This is a genomic window from Mesorhizobium sp. M0317 (genome assembly GCF_040321555.1).
GTDB lineage: Bacteria > Pseudomonadota > Alphaproteobacteria > Rhizobiales > Rhizobiaceae > Mesorhizobium.
Map to the genome: position 1 here is coordinate 1 of NZ_JAMYRV010000009.1, position 16,554 is coordinate 16,554.

Annotated in this window: 14 protein-coding genes; 7 read left to right on the forward strand and 7 right to left on the reverse strand. The window is 62.7% G+C overall.

Annotated features, from left to right (window positions below; all coding sequences use genetic code 11):
* Positions 1-187 (reverse strand): co-chaperone GroES (locus tag NKI88_RS09505; protein WP_352654818.1); only part of this gene is annotated, 187 nt, incomplete at its 3' end.
* 184 nt (positions 188-371) lie between these two features.
* Entirely contained in the window at positions 372-1,169 is a 798-nt protein-coding gene (locus NKI88_RS09510; RefSeq protein ID WP_352654820.1) for a class I SAM-dependent methyltransferase, read from the reverse strand.
* An 82-nt stretch (positions 1,170-1,251) separates the two neighbouring features.
* Between NKI88_RS09510 and NKI88_RS09515 the strand changes: the two genes are divergently transcribed.
* Entirely contained in the window at positions 1,252-2,121 is an 870-nt protein-coding gene (locus tag NKI88_RS09515) for a hypothetical protein (RefSeq protein ID WP_023824503.1), read from the forward strand.
* Here NKI88_RS09515 and NKI88_RS09520 read toward each other — a convergent pair.
* Positions 2,118-2,744, reverse strand: coding sequence for a TetR/AcrR family transcriptional regulator (locus NKI88_RS09520; RefSeq protein WP_023682986.1), 627 nt, complete (start codon positions 2,742-2,744; stop codon positions 2,118-2,120). The genes NKI88_RS09515 and NKI88_RS09520 overlap by 4 nt on opposite strands.
* A 170-nt stretch (positions 2,745-2,914) precedes the next feature.
* Between NKI88_RS09520 and NKI88_RS09525 the strand changes: the two genes are divergently transcribed.
* Both NKI88_RS09525 and NKI88_RS09530 read left to right on the forward strand, forming a co-directional pair.
* The gene (locus NKI88_RS09525) at positions 2,915-4,102 is read left to right on the forward strand and encodes an MFS transporter (RefSeq protein ID WP_352654822.1); all 1,188 of its coding nucleotides are present in this window, start codon (positions 2,915-2,917) and stop codon (positions 4,100-4,102) included.
* 79 nt (positions 4,103-4,181) lie between these two features.
* Positions 4,182-5,117 carry a bifunctional helix-turn-helix transcriptional regulator/GNAT family N-acetyltransferase gene (locus tag NKI88_RS09530; protein ID WP_023739208.1) on the forward strand — a complete coding sequence of 312 codons (936 nt, stop codon included), beginning with the start codon at positions 4,182-4,184 and terminating at the stop codon, positions 5,115-5,117.
* Between the two features lie 6 nt (positions 5,118-5,123).
* Here the strand turns inward: NKI88_RS09530 and NKI88_RS09535 are convergent, their stop codons facing one another.
* Positions 5,124-5,954 carry an AraC family transcriptional regulator gene (locus NKI88_RS09535; protein WP_023705726.1) on the reverse strand — a complete coding sequence of 277 codons (831 nt, stop codon included), beginning with the start codon at positions 5,952-5,954 and terminating at the stop codon, positions 5,124-5,126.
* 463 nt (positions 5,955-6,417) lie between these two features.
* Here NKI88_RS09535 and NKI88_RS09540 point away from each other — a divergent pair, with 463 nt between their 5' ends.
* From NKI88_RS09540 to NKI88_RS09555, 4 genes are all read left to right on the forward strand, one after another.
* Positions 6,418-6,888 carry a MarR family winged helix-turn-helix transcriptional regulator gene (locus NKI88_RS09540; RefSeq protein WP_023705728.1) on the forward strand — a complete coding sequence of 157 codons (471 nt, stop codon included), beginning with the start codon at positions 6,418-6,420 and terminating at the stop codon, positions 6,886-6,888.
* Positions 6,885-8,078, forward strand: coding sequence for an HlyD family secretion protein (locus tag NKI88_RS09545; RefSeq protein ID WP_023671526.1), 1,194 nt, complete (start codon positions 6,885-6,887; stop codon positions 8,076-8,078). The genes NKI88_RS09540 and NKI88_RS09545 overlap by 4 nt, the downstream gene beginning before the upstream one ends.
* Before the next feature lie 351 nt (positions 8,079-8,429).
* On the forward strand, positions 8,430-9,965 hold the full coding sequence (locus NKI88_RS09550; protein WP_023671527.1) for a DHA2 family efflux MFS transporter permease subunit: 1,536 nt from the start codon (positions 8,430-8,432) through the stop codon (positions 9,963-9,965).
* Positions 9,966-10,299: 334 nt separating this feature from the next.
* Positions 10,300-12,918, forward strand: coding sequence for an EAL domain-containing protein (locus tag NKI88_RS09555; RefSeq protein WP_352654825.1), 2,619 nt, complete (start codon positions 10,300-10,302; stop codon positions 12,916-12,918).
* 29 nt (positions 12,919-12,947) lie between these two features.
* On the opposite strand, the gene NKI88_RS09560 is transcribed toward NKI88_RS09555, so the two are convergent.
* The 3 genes from NKI88_RS09560 to NKI88_RS09570 form a co-directional block, all read right to left on the reverse strand.
* The gene (locus tag NKI88_RS09560; RefSeq protein ID WP_245265806.1) at positions 12,948-13,382 is read right to left on the reverse strand and encodes a CAP domain-containing protein; all 435 of its coding nucleotides are present in this window, start codon (positions 13,380-13,382) and stop codon (positions 12,948-12,950) included.
* A 242-nt stretch (positions 13,383-13,624) separates the two neighbouring features.
* Complete coding sequence (locus NKI88_RS09565; protein WP_023715207.1) at positions 13,625-14,257, reverse strand: LysE family translocator; 633 nt, start codon at positions 14,255-14,257, stop codon at positions 13,625-13,627.
* A 157-nt stretch (positions 14,258-14,414) separates the two neighbouring features.
* Positions 14,415-16,388, reverse strand: coding sequence for a pilus assembly protein TadG-related protein (locus NKI88_RS09570; protein ID WP_352654827.1), 1,974 nt, complete (start codon positions 16,386-16,388; stop codon positions 14,415-14,417).
* Positions 16,389-16,554: the final 166 nt, after the last annotated feature.

A 16,554-nucleotide genomic window follows, 5' to 3' on the forward strand; every position in this document is an offset into this window, starting at 1 on the left:
TGACGTCCAGCGGGACCAGCTTGCCGGCTTCGTCGCGAGCGCCGGAGCCGACGGCGATGATCTCGCCTTCCTGCGGCTTTTCCTTTGCCGTATCCGGGATGATGATCCCGCCGGCGGTCTTGGATTCGGATTCGACCCGGCGTACGACCACGCGGTCATGAAGCGGGCGGAACTTCGACTTTGCCATTTTTTCTTCCTCGAATGAGAACGGTGAGAGCTGTTCCTCGATCCGGCGGTGCCGGATGTGCGTTAGCACTCACCTGGGGAGAGTGCTAACGTGCGCTGAAATAAGCGCGTGGCTTTCGAGAGTCAAGGCGAACGGTGAGCACAATTGTGCCAATTGGAGCCGTGCCGCGATCCGACGGCAGACCCTACCGGCGCCGCGGCGATTTAAGCACCAGAAGCGGACAGCGTTCAGCCAGCCCATAGGTCCCTGTCGGCGCGAGGCGGACACTGTCAAAAAACCGGCTCGCCTCTTCGACCAGCGTCGCCGCCGGGGCGAAACTGTAGACAGTCTGCGAATTCGCATAGACATCGATGGTGCCGATGACCGGCATCTCCCATCCGGTCGTCGCGGCAAGGGCCTCCCGGTCGGCAAACAGCGCATCGAAGGCGTCGAGGATCGCCCGCACCGGAATGGCGCGGTCGGGATCGCCGCCGGCACAAGCCATGGCAATGCGCCATTTGAGTTCGTGGAAGGTCGCGACACCACCGGACAGCGTCAGCGCCCGGACCTCCTGCAGATCGTCCGGCACCTGAGGGCTTGCATAGGCGCGCAATGCAGCCCGCCCATCGGACTTCAGCACACGCGAGATCTCGGCAAGCAGCGCCTGCCGTGCAACCGAGGAGTCCAGCGCCGACAGACAGCCGTCGCCGATCACCGCCCCGGCGCTTTCGTCGCCCAGCGGCAACTCCAGCCAGTTGCCGATCACCGCCTTGCGTGAGGCGGTATCGCCCGGCCAGATGCCCGATATCATGGCAGTGGACTCGTCGATCGCGAGCATGGTCCTTCCGAGGCCGGCAAGCTCCGGCGTGACCCCGAGCAGCACCACATCGACTGATTGCAGGCTAAGTTCGCGCTCATAGGCGGCGACAGCTTCCGGGGGCGGACACAGCGGCGACCCGAGAAGCCGCCAATGACGGCGAATTGCGTCCCAATGCTCAGTCATGCGGAACGGTTTGGGGAAAGGCTGGACATATTTCCTTCCAGGCTGTTGGTTGCCTTGCGAGTTACCTCATGCAGGAAAGGCCATGGCCCGCATTGCCGTCATAACGCATGAATTTGACCGCTTCCAGAGCCGGCGGGGCCTCCTGCTGCGCCAGGACAGCCCCTACATGCTGTTCGACGTCCTGGCGGAGCTGAAACGGCGCGGTCACTCCGTGCAGATCATGCGTGGACCCTCGGCAAGTCATAACGCCGATATTGCCGTCCTGCATGTCGACGCGACGGTGACGCCATCGGACTATGTCGACTACGCGCGCGGATTTCCGATTTGTCTCAATCTTGGTGCAACCGACATTTCCAAGCGCCGCATCAGTGGTGCGATCCTCGAGGAGGGTGCCAACTGGAGCGGCCAGGTCATCGTCAAGAGCAACCTCAATCATTGGGGGACGCCCGAGGAGCAGCTCAACCGAAAATCCGTTCGCGCCGGCAAGGCAGTGCCTTTCCCGGGCGCGCAGACCTTCGACCGTTATCAGGTGCATGCCTCGCTGGCCGATGTGGCGCCGGAGATTTTCAGGCGTGCCGACCTGATCGTGGAAAAATTCATTCCCGAAATCGAGCCCGACGGGTTTGCGGCGCGGTTCTGGATATTCTGCGGCGATCGGGAGCGCTGCACCCGCTATGTCTCGCCGCAGCGCCTGGTCAAGGGCGACGACACCGTCCGCCGGGAGCCGGTTGCGGTTCCCGACGAACTGCGCGCCTTGCGTCGGAAGCTGGGCTTCGACTATGGCAAATTCGACTTTGTCGTGCATGAGGGCAGGGCCGTGCTGCTCGATGCCAACAAGACCCCAGGTCGCGCCAGGAACCTGTCGAAGATTGTTGCCGCCGGCACAGCCAACCTGGCCGACGGCTTCGAAAACCTCATCCACCAGACCGGACGGGGTCGAATCGGGCGCTAGAGAAACAGTCCCAACTGCGTATGGATGATTGACCGGTAGTCCTCGATGGTGTGGCGGCTTTCCTCCTGGTTCTGGGTCAGCGCCATGCGCACGACGCCGCCGGCCAGCTGGAAGATCAGGAAAACCATACGGCCGAACTCATTGCGTCGCTCTGGCGCGAGAAAGGGGCCGACATGGTCGCAGAACATCGTCGCCTGGCGCCGGGTTTCGGCGATGTCGAGATTCTTCAGCGCCTTGTCAGCCTGGATGGCGTTTTGCAGGTCCTGAATGGCGGGGTCGCCGGCGACGCGCTCATAGTAGTCGTCGAGCAGCCGGTCGGCCGCAGCGATAACGTCGCTCAGCCCGCCGACGTCGGCAACGATCGCGGCAAGCCGGGCGCGGCTCACTTCGGAGAATCGCTCGTAGAGCATCGCCAGGATCGCCGACTTGTTGGGGAAGTAATGATAGACGGTGGCGATCGGCCCGCCGGCCTGTGCGCCGACTTCCTTCATGGTGACGGCGTCGATGCCTTTCTCGCCGATCAGCCGCATGGTCGTCGACAGGATGGCGTCGATGCGCTCGCGGCTGCGCTCCTGTTTGGGCCTGCGCCTCGGTTCGGTCGTCATCTGCACTGCTTCGTTCATGCCGCCATCCTCTCGATCGCCCAGACCATTCGATCGCCAAGACCATCCCCAGCCTTGTTGGTGCCAAGTCCCGCTACTGATTGACAAACGAATATGATCGAGTATCAGTTTCTAAATGCTGACAGACTGTCAGTTTTTTTGCCGTCAGGCAAGGACGTTGGGAGGCGACCGTGACTTCTGCTGGTAACGCGGATGCCGGGAACGGCGACTGGCTGGTCGGCAACCCCACTGGGGCGCAACTCGCCTCGGCATTGTGGATCGGCTCGGTCGGGCTGCTCATTCTCGGGCTGCAGCCGGTGCTTCTCGGCGCGCTCTACACCGAAGGGCATGTCAGCGGTGACGAACTCGCGCTGGTCGCCACGGCGGAGATGATCGCCATCGGCATCGGATCGGCGGCCATCGCCATGATGCTGTCCGCCCACAATATGCGCTTGAAAAGTGCCGTCCTTCTGCTCTTGCTGGCGCTGGCTAACTGCGCGACCGCCTATGCGCTGACCTCGACCTCGCTGATTGCCGCCCGCGCGGTGGCAGGCCTCGCCGAGGGTGGGCTGGTGGCGGTCGCCACGGAACTGATCGCCCGTTCACGCCGGGCCGAGCGCATCGGCGGCTTCTTCGTCACCCTTCAGACCCTGGCGCAATGCGCCCTTGCCCTGCTGCTGGCGCTTTACGTCATCCCGGCCGCCGGATCGGCGGGCGGCTTCATCGTTCTTGCCGTCGTCTGCATCGCCTCGGTGGCCGTCGCCTTCATCGTCCCCGATAGCTATGCCGACCTGCCCAAGGAGGAACAGTTCAGCAATGTGCTGACCGTTCCTTCGCTTGCCGCTTTGCTGAGCGTCTTCTGCTACTTCATGTTCTTCGGCTCGGTCTGGGCGTTTCTCGAGCCACTTGGCGCACAATACGGCATCGATGGCCGCACCGTCGGCCTGATCGTCTCGGCCAACCTCGCATTGCAGGTGCTGGGCGCAATGACGGCTACCGTCTTCGAGGCGCGTATCGACTACCGCTTCGCCATCGTGGCGATCGGCGTGGTCGCCGTCGCCAGTTCCGTGGTGCTCGCCGGCAGCCCCGGCCTGACGGTTTTCTGGGTCGCGGCCTTGATCATGGGCTTCATCCTTCTATTCATCGTGCCCTATCAGATCCGGCTGGCGATCACCGCCGACGAGACGCGCACGGCCGTGCTTCTGGTGCCGGCGGCCCAGCTTTTCGGTCTGGCGATCGGCCCGGTCGCGGCATCGCTGCTGATCGACGGCAAGGATTTTCGCCCGGTGCCGGAATTTGCCGCCGCCAGTGCGGCGGCCAGCGTCGTGCTGCTCGGCCTGTTCGTCCTGATCGCGCGGCGCCGCCGCGCGATCGCCTGAGACACGACCGGGGGAGCATCTCCTCGATACTTGACTAAGTCAAATAAATGACCGATCGTTGATGGGCAGGAGGCTTCCCATGACGATCCATCATCAACCCGGCAAGGAACGCATCGACGCGGTGCGGGCTTTCAACCGCTTCTACACCCGCCAGATAGGTCTGCTCGACGAAGGCCTGCTGAAAAGCGCCTTCTCGCTGACCGAGGCGCGGGTGCTCTACGAACTGGCGCATCGCGATGGCCTGACCGCCAGCGATCTCATCCGCGATCTCGGCCTCGACGCCGGTTATGTCAGCCGGCTCCTGAAGAAGTTCGAGCACCTGCAGCTGATTGCGCGCGCGCCGCTGGCGTCGGATGCGCGGCAGTCGTCGATCACGCTGACGCCGGTGGGGCGGCAGGCCTTCGCGCCGCTGAACCGGGCTTCGCACGACCAGGTCGCGGCCTTGCTGGAGCGGCTTCCTGCTGCCGAACAGGACCGGCTGGTCAAGGCCATGCAGACGGTGCAGCAACTCCTGGGCGACAGCCCGGAGTCCAAAGTGCCGTATATGCTGCGCCCTTTGCAGGTCGGCGACATCGGCTGGGTGGTGCGCCGCCAAGGACAGATCTACGCACAGGACTATGGCTGGGACGAAACCTACGAGGCGCTGGTCGCCGAAATCCTCGGCGCCTTCGTAAAATCCTTCGATCCAGAATGGGAACGCAGCTGGATTGCCGAACGGCAAGGGGAGGTGGTCGGCTCGGTCTTCGTCGTGCGCAAATCCGACGCGGTGGCGAAGCTGCGCCTGCTCTATGTCGAACCATCGGCGCGCGGCCTCGGCATCGGCAAGCGGCTGGTTCAGGAGTGCATCGGCTTTGCTCGTGCCAAGGGCTACAAGACGCTGACCTTATGGACCAACGACATCCTGACCGCCGCCCGCCACATCTACGAGAGTGCCGGCTTCAGGCTGGTAGACGAAGAGCGCCATCACGCCTTCGGCAAGGATCTGGTCGGCCAGAACTGGAACCTGGAGCTGTAGCGGCGTTCAGGCCACCGGGACCCATATCTCCAGCCCGCCATTGCCGCTGCGCGGATCGAACTCCGGGCCGTAGCGCTCGAATTCGGGGCCGTCGGCTATATCGTGCCCCGAGGCCGGCAGCCATTTGTTCCAGATCGTGTTGACGGTGCGGCGGATCGTGGAGATGTGCTCGGCATGGGTGAACACGGCGTATTTCTGCGCCGGCACCCGCACCCGCGAAAGCTCCTTCGGCAGGTCCGAGAAATCCGAAACTTCGACGCCGGCGATATAGTCGAAATTGCCGGCATCGTCGCCGTTGACGCAGACGCCATAGGCGACGTCGCCGGTCTCGCCCGGAATGTTGCCGATATAGGGACCGAAGCGCTGCCACTGCATCGGAATGGCCGCGCTGGTTTCGCAGCTGTAGCGCTCGCCGAGGCCGGCAATGAGGAAGGGACGGCCGGTCTCGAAGCGCGGCGGCGGCAGTGAGGCGAGGAAGGACTGGTCCATCAGGATCGGCTCCACGAGATCGAGATTGCTGAGGCTGCCCTGCGCGCGCACCAGTTCCGGCGTCGTGCCGAACTGATCGCGGAAGGCGCGGGTGAAGGCTTCGTGCGAGGCGTAGCCGGCATCGAGCGCGACAGCGAGGATGTCGGGCGCGCCGGAAGCCAGCTTGCGCGCCGCTTCGGTCAGCCGGCGCGCGCGCATATAGCCCATCACCGAACGGCCGGTGGCGGCGCCAAAGGCGCGCGTCACATGAAAGCGCGAGACGCCGCTGCTTTGCGCGACATCCTCAAGCGAGATCGCTTCCGGCAAATGGCTCTCGACAAACCACAGCGCTTTCTCGGTCGGGTTCATGAGTCTCCTCTCATTTGGCCACTCCATGCTGCCGGCTTTTTGCGAGGCCAGTTTGATCGAAATTGCGCCTGTCGTAAAATCGAAGGGCGCTGGTCGACTGTGGCAGGTCACCATCGTGGAAAGCCGCTGCTGGGCGGCCTCGGCCTGGCTCGCTGGGACAATATCCGGGCGCGCTGGGTGCGGGCACCATCCTTGCCTATGCCCTGTGGAACCACCGCCGGCTCGATGCCTTCGCCGCCGGCGAAATGCCGCCGAAAGCCTAGGTGTGCCGGTGGCGAGGACGCGCAAGACGACCTTTCTTCTCACGGCGTTCTCGACGGCAATTCACGTCTCGGTCGGGAGGTCATCCGCAACCGTCATTGCCTGTGCCGTGACCGCATCTGCATGGCTGCCATCCCTCTTTTTCGGCTCTGGCGCAATGCGGCGCCTTGAATGGTAAGCACGCTTATAATATATACCGCTCATGGTTTCCGACGGCATAGATAGATTGGGCTTTTTGATCCACGACGTGCAGCGCCTCATGCGCAAGCGCTTCGAGGCGCGCGCCAGCGGTCTTGGCCTTTCCTCGGCACAATGGCGGCTTCTGGTTCGCGTCGCCAAGGAGGCCGGCGTCGCCCAGGCTCGCCTCGCCGAACTTCTCGAAATCGAGCCGATCAGCGTTTCGCGCCTCGTCGACCGGATGGAGGAGGGCGGCTGGATCGAGCGGCGCTCCGACGCAACTGACCGGCGCGTGCGCATGATCTTCCCGACAGCCAAGGCGAACGCGGCCTATGCCGAGGTCAAAAGCCTTGCTGGCGAAGTTTATGAGGAATCGCTGGTCGGCGTTTCGCCGGACGACCGCCGCGTCCTTATCCGGGCGCTGGACACCATCGTGCAAAACCTGGCGGACGGCGAGACGTCGTCCTTGAAGAGTACGGAAGGGGCAGCAGCATGAACGCGGCAGCCAAGCTGGACGAGAATGTAACCAAGATCGAGACGCCGGCAAAGCCGGCCGCCGAAGCGCCTGCACAGCCGGCCGCAGCACCTGTCGCGGTGGCTCCCCCGGTTCAACCCGCTCCGGCTCCGGTCAAGAAGCGCCGCCTCGGCCGCTTGCTGCTGATGGTCGCCCTGCCGGCCGCGCTGGCCATTGGTGGCGGTTATGTCTGGGTGACCGGCGGCCGCTATCAGGAAACCGAGAACGCCAATTTGCAGCAGGCCAAGGTGTCGATCGCCTCGGACACCGCCGGACGCATCGTTCAGGTCGGCATCTCGGACAATCAGCAGGTCAAGCAGGGCGATGTGCTGTTTGCCGTCGACCCCGAGCCCTACCGGATTGCATTGGCGCAGGCCGACGCGGCGGTCGCAGTCGCACGCGTCGGTATCGAACAGCTGCGCGCCGCCTACAGCCAGGCGCTGGCCCAGGAAAAGTCCGATGCCAGCCAGGTCGACTACGCGCAGTCGCAGTATGACCGCGCCGCCGACCTTGCCCAGAAGGGCATCAACGCCAAATCGTCGCTGGACGAGGCCAAGAACGATCTCGACAAAGCCAGGCAGCAACTGGCCGTTGCCGAGCAAGGCATCATCAGCGCCAAGGCGGCTCTCGCCGGCAATCCCGATATCGAGACCGACAAGCATCCGACGGTGATGGCCGCACTCGCCGCGCGCGACAAGGCCGCCTACGATCTGGCGCAGACCACGGTCAAGGCGCCGGCCGACGGCGTCATCAGCCAGGCCTCCTCGTTCAAGATCGGCCAGTATGTCGGTTCCGGCACGCCGCTGTTTGCGTTGGTCGAGACCGGCGACACCTGGATCGATGCCAATTTCAAGGAAACCCAGCTTACCCACATGAAGCCTGGCCAGAAGGCCGAGATCGTCGTCGACACCTATCCGGGCAGAACTTTCGAGGCCACCGTCAAGGCGATCGGCGCCGGCACCGGCGCGGAGTTTTCGCTGTTGCCTGCTCAAAACGCCACCGGCAACTGGGTCAAGGTCACGCAGCGCATTCCGGTGCGCCTGGAGCTGACCGATGCCGACGCCAAAATGGCGCTGCGCACCGGTATGAGCGCCTCGGTTACGGTGGATACCGGCGTTGCTCGCGGGTTCCCCGCTATCTTCGGCCACGCCACCGCAGGCGAAGCGCAATAGACTGTGAATGGACCGTGATCTCGAAAAGCAGGATCACGGCCCGGCAGAACGCCCGCCGCAGGCGAGGTGAAGTTGAGATGACAGGATCGGTCCGACGGCAGGTTGAACGAGGGGTGGATTGGACCGGGCCGCATCGCGGCCTGCCCAGAACCTGGACCATCTCGGCGCGCCCATCCTTCGGACCTTGGATTTCCGGGCGGCAAGCGCCTGATGTGTCGAGACCTTCGATCGATGTAACCCCCACATCGATAGATCGCGTCCCACCGCGATGAGGGTCTCTTCACCAGAGAAGGCCTCGCCGCCCGGAAACCTAATGTACACGTTTTTGTAACCTGTCGGAAGTTCCGCATCATGACCACACCAGAACCTTTCAAGGAAGTGCCGCATCGCGGCCTGATCACCGTGGCGCTGATGCTGGCGACGGTCATGCAGGCGCTCGACACCACGATTGCCAATGTCGCGCTGCCGACCATGACCGGCGACCTCGGCGCGTCGCCCGACAACATAAACTGGGTGTTGACCTCCTACATCGTTGCCGCCGCGATCATGACGCCGGTGACCGGCTGGCTGGCCGACCGCTTCGGCCGCAAGGAACTGTTCCTGGCGGCGGTTGTCGGCTTCACCGTGTTCTCGATGCTGTGCGGCATTGCCTGGAGCCTGGAGAGCATAGTGTTCTTCCGGCTGATGCAGGGCGTGTTCGGCGCAGCCATCGTGCCGCTGTCGCAGACCTTCCTGCTCGACATCAACCCCAGGGAACGCCACGGCCAGGCGATGGCCATCTGGGGCGCCGGCATCATGCTGGGGCCGATCCTGGGTCCGACGCTGGGCGGTTGGCTGACCGAGAATTTCAACTGGCGCTGGGTGTTCTTCATCAATTTGCCGGTCGGCATCATCGCCTTCCTCGGCATGGCAGCCTATTTGCCGGTCGTTGCCCGGCGGATCCGCAGCTTCGATTTCTTCGGTTTCGCCATGATTTCGCTCGGCGTCGGCGCGCTGCAGCTGCTGCTCGACCGCGGCGGCGAGGTCGACTGGTTTTCCTCGGTCGAAATCTGGATCGAGCTTGCTCTTTCGATCACCGGCTTCTGGGTTTTCATCATCCATACACTGACGGCGGAACGTCCTTTCATCGACCCCAAGATCTTCCTCGACCGCAATTTCGTCACCGGTCTGGCTTTCATCTTCGTCATGGGCGTGCTGATCCTGGCCTCGATGTCGCTGCTGCCGCCGATGCTGTCGACCATCTTCGGCTATCCGACCGTCACCATCGGCGTCGTCCTGGGGCCGCGCGGTGTCGGCACGATGATTTCGATGCTTGTCGTTGGACGGCTCATGAGCAGGATCGACGCCCGCATCCTCGTCGTCATCGGCTTTCTGCTCACCGCGCAGTCGCTCTACACCATGTCCTCCTTCACGCCGCAGATGGACAATTGGCTGATCCTCAGCTCCGGCGTCATCCAGGGCCTGGGCATGGGCATGGTGTTCGTGCCGCTGTCCACGGTGGCCTTCGCTACGCTCGACGTGCGCTTCCGCACCGACGCCACGGCCCTGTTCAGCCTGGTTCGAAATCTCGGTTCGTCGATCGGTGTGTCGGTGGTGACGGTTCTCATGGTGCGCAACACGCAGGTCAATCACACCGAACTGTCGGCTTTCATCAACCCGTTCAACCCCAATTTGTGGGCGGCCTCGCCGGCGGCAGCAGGCGGCGATCCGACGGCACTTTCGCAGGTGGACCGCATGGTCAACATCCAGGCGATGATGATCTCCTACGTCAACGACTTCAAACTGCTGATGGTGATGACGCTGGTTGCCATTCCGTTTGTCTTCCTGCTGCGCAAGCCGAAGACCGCTCCGGCCGGCGCGGCAGCTCCTGCCGCGCATATGGATTGAGGCGGGCGCCGGTAGCGCTGGCAGCAAGCTGGTTGCCCCTGATGATTTGTTGCTCGGATGATCGTCAAAACCCGCGTGTGAAAAAGAATATCGATAATGAGCCGTTGGAAGTTGATTTGAAATGACATTTGCACCTTTGGTATCTGGTTGCTGACGCCTCCAATTCCGTTACAGTTCATCTTGAATTAGCACATCTGTAACATTGTCAGTCGACTTTCGTCTGGCACGACAGAGGCCCTTTCTTGTTTCAGGTGCCAAACCGGAGGAGGTCTGTTTGGTCACGAAGTCATCCAGAAGATCCGTCGGGGCGCGCGGGCCGGTGGGCGTAGCCGCATTGGCAAGACTGGCTGACGTTTCCTACGAAACGCTCGAGGGAGAACTTCGCACGACCATTGCGGGTCTCGAAGGGCAGACCCTGCGCTTCGAGACTGCGATCGAGAATATTTCGCAAGGCATCTGCTTTTTCGATGCCGATGAACGGCTGATCCTGAGCAACCGGCGCTATGCGGAAATCTACCGCATTGCGCCCGAGGAATTGCGGCCTGGCGTGACACTGAGCGAAATCGTCGAACGCCGCGTCGCCGCGGGCACGGCGGCGCCGGCCGCCGACACCTATCTCGCAACGGCTCGCTCGATCAATTCGGGCAAGGCTTCGCGGCTCTGGACCGCCAAACTTGTCGATGGTCGCACAATCCAGATCCGTAACCAGCCCATGCCCGATGGCAGTTGGATCGCCACGCATGAGGACATCACTGAACTCCTCGCCAATCGGCAGATCGTCGACGAGCGCATTTCGCTGCAGGCGCTGATCGACTGGGTGCCCGATTACCTCTGGGTCAAGGATACGCAAAGCCGTTTCGTCGTGGTCAACAGCGCCCTTGCGACCGATAGCGGCCGCAACAAGACCAGCGACATGATCGGTTTGACCGATTTTGATCTCCACCCCCCGGAAGTTGCGCGGAAATTTCGCCTGGTCGAGCAGCGCCTGCTCAAGAGCGGACAACCAATGATCGACGCGGAAGAGTTTGTCGTCGATGCGTCGGGGAACGGCAAATGGCTTTCGTCGACGAAGGTGCCGTTGCGCAATCGCCAAAATGAAATCTTCGGCCTGGTTGGCATTGCCCACGACATCACCGCCCGCAAGCAGGCGGATGTCCTTCGCAGCGGGCAGGCGCAGATCCTCGAAATGATTGCCACGAGCGCGCCGCTGGAGGACGTGCTCGACCGCCTCATGCGCTTCGTCGAGGCTCAGTTGAAGGGGATATTCGGTTCCGTCCTGCTGCTCGACAAGGACGGCATTCATTTGCGTCACGGTGCGGCGCCGGGCCTGGCGAAAGCCTATACGAGCGCCATCGATGGGGCGGCCATCGGTCCCAAGGTGGGATCCTGCGGAACCGCCATCTACCGGCGGGAACCGGTCATTGTTACCGATATTCTGCAGGATCCGCTTTGGGACGATTACCGCGAACTGGCGGCACCCCATGGCTATCGTTCGTGCTGGTCAACCCCGATCCTGTCGCATCGGGGCGTCGTGTTGGGCGCCTTTGCCATGTATTCGATGACCGTGCGCGAACCCACCCATGCCGAGACCCGCCTGATCGAGTTCACCACACACATTGCCGGCATCGCGATCGAGCGCAAATTGGCGGAAGACCAGATCCACTTCATGGCCAACCATGATGCGCTGACCGGCCTGCCCAATCGCGCTTTGCTGGAGGATCGGCTTTCCCAGGCGGTCCTCTACGCGCAGCGATACAATCGCTGGATGACGGTGGTGTTCATCGATCTCGACAATTTCAAACTGGTGAACGATACGTTTGGCCACAATGCCGGCGACGAACTCCTCAAGACCGTCGCCAGCCGTTTGGTTGGATGCGTGAAGGCCACCGACACCGTCGTGCGGCTTGGCGGCGACGAATTTGTCATCGTCCTGTTCGACCAAACCACCAATGTCGATGTGGTCTCGGAAACCCTGCAGACGATCAGGGATGCGATCGCGGAACCGGTTCTTGTCGGAGAGCATCGGCTGAGAACGACGGCCAGCATCGGCATCGCAAATTACCCGAAGGACGGGACCAGCCCGGATACGCTGTTGGCCAATGCCGACGCCGCCATGTATCGCGCCAAGGAATTCGGCCGCGACAATTTCCAGTTCTATGCCCCGGAGTTCAACTCAACTGCACATGAAAAATTCCTGCTTCAGGAGGAATTGCGAAACGCGCTCGCCCGGTCGGAATTCGCTCTGCACTATCAGCCACAGGTGGATCTGCGATCGGGGCAGGTTTTCGCCGTCGAAGCGCTGGTGCGCTGGAACCACCCGACGCGAGGCCTGGTTTCGCCGGCGATGTTCATCCCGACCGCCGAGGAGACCGGGCTGATCGTGCCGCTCGGCGACTGGATCCTGCACGAAGCCTGCCGGCAGAACAAAGCCTGGCAGCGCGCCGGTCTGTCGCCCGTAACCGTCTGCGTCAACGTGTCGGCGCGGCAGTTCCGGGAGAAGAACCTGATCGACCGCGTCGTCAACGCGTTGAAGGAAAGCGGCCTGGAGGCGAGGTATCTCGAGCTCGAAGTGACGGAAAGCCTGATCATGCAGGATTTCGAGCTGGCGGTCGCAACGATGAACGGACTGCAAAAGCTCGGCGTGCAGATATCGATCGACGATTTCGGAACAGGCTATTCCAGTCTCAGCGCCCTCAAGACGTTTCCGGTGGCGCGGCTGAAGATCGACAAGTCCTTCATCAACGATCTCGCGACCGACGAGAACGATCAGGCGGTCACTGGCGCCGTGATTTCCCTGGGGCAGAAGTTGAACCTTCGGGTGCTGGCCGAAGGTGTCGAAACGGAAGACCAGGTCGCCTTCCTGCGCAAGAACAATTGTGACGAGGTGCAGGGCAATTATTTCAGCAAACCCCTGTCGCCTGGGGATATCGGCGAGCTGATCGCGAAAGGCTGACGGCTGGGTCGCGCCGTGACCGCTGGCTGCTATTTTCCGAGCACCAGGCTCCAGTAGCGGATGGCGCTGTCGCGCCCGTCGCGTACATAGGCGAGGCCGAAGCGGCTGAAATCCGGATCGAGCATGTTGCGGCGGTGGCCGGCCGAATGCATCCAGATGTCGAACAGCTTCTGCTGGTCGAAGCGGCCCTCGGCGATGTTCTCGGCAGCAGCGCCCCGCACGCCATTGTCTTTCATCCGCGACGCGAAATCCTTGCCCCAGCCGGTCGTGTGGCTCATGCGTTCGCGCGAGGCCATATAGCCGGCCTGCTGCAGAGCGGCCTGCTCGAGCTGGGCGTCCGGCACCAGCGCCGGCAGTCCGGCCGAAGCTCGGATGCCGGCCAGCGCCGCGGTGGCCGAGGACGACACACCGGCGCCTTCGCCGGTCGGCACCGAGACCGTGCTGCAAGCAGCGAGGCCAGCCATGGCTGCAAGGCCGATCAGCAGTAGGCGCCTGTTTGATTTTGGACTTGCTTCGCCAGAGCGGGTTTGCGCGAGCGGATGATTGGTGGTGCAGATCATTGTCATGCCTGCCTGACTTAGCGGCGATCATGGCTTTTGCCGGGCAGGGCTGCGAAAATCTCAATCGCTGGCCTCCGTGCAGGTTCGGCCGGCCGATTCGAATGGGAAGGTCGGCGGCCGATGTAGTCTCGGCGCGCTGCGTCCGATCAGCGTTGCGCGTCGGTCGCCATTTTAAGCGCCAGCGCGGCAAGCACCGTGCCCATCATCCAGCGCTGGATGACCATCCATAGCGGCCGTCCGGCAAGAAAGGTGGCGATCGAACCGGCCGTTACCGCGATGATGGCATTGACGGTCAGGCTGATCGAGATCTGCGTGGCGCCGAGCACCAGAAGCTGCGACAGCACATGGCCGTTGCCCAGCGAGATGAACTGCGGCAGCAGCGACAGATAAAGCACCGCCACCTTGGGATTGAGGAGATTGGTCATTAGACCCATGGCGAACAGCTTGCGGGGCCTGTCCTTCGGCAGTTCGCGCACCTGGAATGGTGAGCGCCCGCCGGGCCGCACCGCTTGCCAGGCGAGCCATAGCAGATAGAGCGCGCCGGCAATGCGCAGTGCGTCATAGGCAAACGGCACGGCAAGCAGCAGCGCGGTGATGCCCAGCGCAGCCGACACGACATAGAACAGAAAGCCGACCGCCACGCCGCCGAGGGAGATCAGCCCGGCCTTGGGGCCTTGCGACAGCGAGCGCGAGATCAGGTAGATCATGTTTGGCCCGGGCGTCAGCACCATGCCCAGGCAGACCAGCGCGAAGGCGAGATGGTTGGCGGTTTCGGGCACGGGGCAATCTCCGGGAAGCGGTGACGATACCCACCACGCGTTTTGACTCACCGCAAGAGCATGATGGCCGGAGACTTTGCGCCAGCGGTCGAAAAATGACGAAAGCGAAGCCGCCAATTTCCCCCCACAAGGTGGGGAAAATCAGCAGCTTGACCCCTCAGCTCACCACGCGCAAGTTCGAGAGCTCGTTGGCGATTTCCTTGAAATTGTCGGACAGCGTGGCGCCGGTCGCGTTCCAGAACAGTTTTGCAGGCTTGCTCGGGTCGGTCGGATCCTTGCGGAAGCGAGAGTCCGACGAGCACGTCTTCAGTGCCTCCATCGCGCTCTTGTCGCCGGCGTCGGTCGTCGACATGTCGAGCGCCACCGTCATCACCATGATGTTGGCCGCCTTGGCGTTGTTGCACAGCGTCGCCATCTGCTCGTTGAGCGCGGCGGTGTAGTTGCTCGACGAATAGTTGAGCTGGCCGATTGCGCTCGACGTGCCGCCGAACAGGCGGGTGACCGCAGTGCCGTTGTAGCCGACGCCGGTATAGCCATAGCCGGCATAGGTCGACTTGTTGCCGGCGGGGTCGGAACTCACCGTCGAATAGGTGTTCTCGCCGTCGGTGAGCACGATGACCACCTTGTCATTGCCTCGTTCCGTCTCAGGACGTCCTCCTGTGAAAGGCTCCGTGCTGGAGACGGTGCGCCAGCCCCAGGCCATGCCTTCCGGCACATTGGTGTTGCCGTTGGGCGCCATCAGGTCGATCGCAGCCTTGATCTTGGTCAGCCCGGCGGCGTTGGCGACGTCGGTCAGCGGTGTGATCGGCGTGGTGGTGCAGCTGTAATTCGGACCGGCACCCGTCCCCAGCACCGGCGCGTTCATCGGCCGTGGCTGGAAATACTTGGCCATGTTGGACTGCCTAGTCTTGCCGGTGGTGCTCGCCGGATCGTCGTTCCACCAGCTGTTGGCCGCGCCATAGGTCTTGGGGGCCACCTCGTCGGGGTCCTGCGTTATGTACCAATGATTGCCCGGCTCGTCTGGCGCGAACATCGGCACGAACATGGTCGCGGGATCGCCGACGCCGGTGCCGGTGTTGTTCGGTCCGCCGGAGGCCGGCGCGTCGGTGACATTATAGGGGTAGGGACGGACCTCGACGCAGCCCTGCCAGCTGGCGAACGGTCCGTATGTGTCGTTGTAGTCGTATTCGTTGTGGCTGTCCGAGCATGTATGATTGGCACGATATTTGTCGCAGACCACGCGTTTGCTGCCGACGATGCGCTCGTGGCTGGTGACCACCTTCATGTCGCGGTAGAGCGAGAAGCGGGTCAGCATCTGCCCCTCCTGCTCACCCCAGCCAGTGCCTTTCTTGTACCAGATGCCGCCGATCTTCTGGGCATATTTGTCGGCTGCGTTAAGCGTCGACCAGGCGAAATTCTCGTTGTGGATGGGCGACAGCCCGTAGGCGTCGATCCATGACGCGTTGTCGTTGCTGGCGCCGACATTGACCGAGGCGGCGAACGGCACAAGGCTGAACTGGACCGGCTTGTCGATCTGCTTGATCATCGCGGCCTGCAAGGCAAGCGTGTCGACGAGCTGCTTGGCGGCTTGCTTGAGAAGGTCGATGCGCTTTTGTCCGGCACCCGTGCCCGTGTTCGACATCGACCCCGAATTGTCGAGCACCATGGCCACTTCCAGCGTGTTCTTCAGCCGGACTTGCGAACACACGGAGTACGTGACGTTTTCCGACGTCCTGCCGATCAGCATCGCCGCTGCCGGTAGAAAATAGGGCTTATAGACCAGGCTGGCGCACAGCTTGACGATGCCGCCGCCGGTCGTGCTGCTGGGCAGCGTAACGCTGAGCCTCGTGTCGGCGGGATTGACGTCGTTGAGGTTTGCCTTGAAGAAGTCGAGCGCATAGGCCCGCAACTGGTCGTCGGTGGCGCCTTCCACCAGCCGGCGCGCTGTGGCGAAGTTGGCGGCGTCGAGCGCGTTGACCACCCTCTGCTTCTCGCTGATCACGCCGGTGTAGTCGACAGCCATTGCCACTCCGCCCATCAGTGGCACCATCGCCACAACGGTCATCAGAGCGTAATTGCCGCGGCGGTCACGCCAGAAGTCACGCCGGAATGTGCGCCAGAGTTCACGCATGTGATGTAAGCGGCCCCGCCTGCGGATTCTTCAATGCCGCCACAGTTTCACAAAACGTTGAAGGATGGGTTTGGGAAACTGCTCGATTGCGCGGATAGCGCTTCACCAGGCGCTAACCAAATGCACGGACACGTGAGCAACGCCGCAACAAAACGCCCCGCCGAGG